Raw genomic sequence first — 1,865 nt, forward strand, 5'->3', positions numbered from 1 at the left:
CCTGTCTTGATCGGCGCCCTCTGCGCCTCTGCGGTTAACTCTCTTTAACTCCTTTTCCAGCATTAACTTGCACAGCTTTTGCGTCAAAAAAGGTTGTCCCCCCGTCCAATCCAAAATATCTGCGATCGCACTTTCAGGATTAGCAACTTGCCCCCGCCAACCATCAATCAAAGGCTGCACTTCATCAATCTGAAAACCGCGTAAATTTATCGCCTTACCAATATTAAAAGGAGTTTGAGTTTTATCAGCAATCAAATCCGAAGGCGTAGCCACCCCCAACAGCGCAAAAGTCAAACGCTGGTACAGAGGATGGTCAACTCTTTGATTGTAAAACCAGCGAATCAGAGCAAAAAACTCATCGCTAGAAAAGTTCATGCTCAACACTCGATCGATCTCGTCAATAAAAATAACAATACTTGGTTCTATTTCAACTAAAACAACTTCTTCAATAAATAAACTAAACCGCTGGACGGGCGATAACAAATCCCGGCGTTCGCGCCACCAATTCCGCCAATTAATTTTATTACCTAGCTGACAGCTACTGACTAAAGAATTAACAATGCCTGCATACCACTTTTCGGGAGTTACATCTTCCTTACCAATCCCAGTTAAATCGATAGAAGCGCAAACAGTACCTTCAGCTTGCAGCCTTTGCATCGTCCGCACCCGCAAACTAGATTTGCCCATTTGCCGCGAATTCAGCACGTAACAAAACTCATTGGCCTTCAAACATTCGTAAAAGTCCCAGTCGGCTTGCCGCGTCACGTAACACGACGCATCTGCTGGGAGACTACCGCCAATCTGATATTCATCGCTAACTGGAAATTCTTTCATAATTGCCTGCACCCAAATCTATATTTGATTGTACGATCGGCAACCTGACTATGTAGAGATTTACCAAATAACCTGACTTTTACTGATTTTTAGGACATACGAATCGGTGGTCAGAAACCGGGTTTTTTACGATAATCCTTCGCCGCAGCCAACAGATTAGGTCAAAAACCCGGTTTCTTTGGTCTGATGCCTCTGTCCTGATTTTTATGGTGCTTTGTCAGGATGCACCTGATTTTTCCCTATAAATTCAGAACCTGAAGCTATTTATCAGTTCCTATAATACCTGATTTTATCACCATTGCTGTTCGATAGTTTTAGCAACAAACTGATAACAGGAAGCGAAAAGGGCAGCAAAAAAATATAAATACCCACCATTACTTCCTCAATAAACCAATTAGTTTGAAATACTAATGAGAAACTGAAATTGATATCTACGGTACTCAATTCAATGACAACAACACTGATAACGGCGGTAAGTTTCACAAATCATTAGTGGGAACTAATCAAGCTGACAAAATCTATGGCAAAGCAGGAAATTACATATTGTCGGGTTTTGGTGGCAACGACGACCTGTGGGGCGGCACTGGCAACGACGACTTTCATTTCAAGATCGGGCGAAATTTTGTATCAATTACCAAACAATAAGGAGTAATCAAAATGGCGAGCGCACCTATTCTCAAAGGAGACAAGTACAGCACTAAAAAGGCTGGCATCATTGACATCGACATAAATATTGAGGATTCTGAAAAGGCTGGCCTCATTGAGATCGACATAAATATTGGCGATTCGGAAACTGTCGATGCGATTGACGACGACAGCGATGATTCTGAAACTGTTGATATCATTGACGACGACAGCGATGATTCTGAAACTGTTGATTTGATTGACGACGACAGCGATGATTCGGAAACGGTTGATATCATTGACCGTCGTGACAACGATGATTCTGAAACCGTTGATATCATTGACCGTCGTGACAGCGATGATTCGGAAACAGTTGATATCATTGACCGTCGTGACAGCGATGATTC

General features: G+C 42.4%; 3 protein-coding genes. 2 read left to right on the forward strand and 1 reads right to left on the reverse strand.

The genetic code is table 11. The features are described 5' to 3' along the window. Positions 1 to 834, reverse strand: an 834-nt coding sequence (locus tag QUB11_RS29425; protein ID WP_333392431.1) for an AAA-like domain-containing protein, incomplete at its 3' end; no start/stop codon positions are given. Between the two features lie 492 nt (positions 835 to 1,326). Between QUB11_RS29425 and QUB11_RS29430 the strand changes: the two genes are divergently transcribed. Both QUB11_RS29430 and QUB11_RS29435 read left to right on the forward strand, forming a co-directional pair. After that, positions 1,327 to 1,479 (forward strand): hypothetical protein, encoded by a 153-nt coding sequence (locus QUB11_RS29430; RefSeq protein WP_333201399.1) that lies wholly within the window; start codon positions 1,327 to 1,329, stop codon positions 1,477 to 1,479. A 12-nt stretch (positions 1,480 to 1,491) separates the two neighbouring features. Then, positions 1,492 to 1,865 (forward strand): hypothetical protein (locus QUB11_RS29435; protein WP_333392433.1); only part of this gene is annotated, 374 nt, incomplete at its 3' end.

This window comes from Microcoleus sp. B6-A1 (assembly GCF_036705085.1).
GTDB lineage: Bacteria > Cyanobacteriota > Cyanobacteriia > Cyanobacteriales > Microcoleaceae > Microcoleus.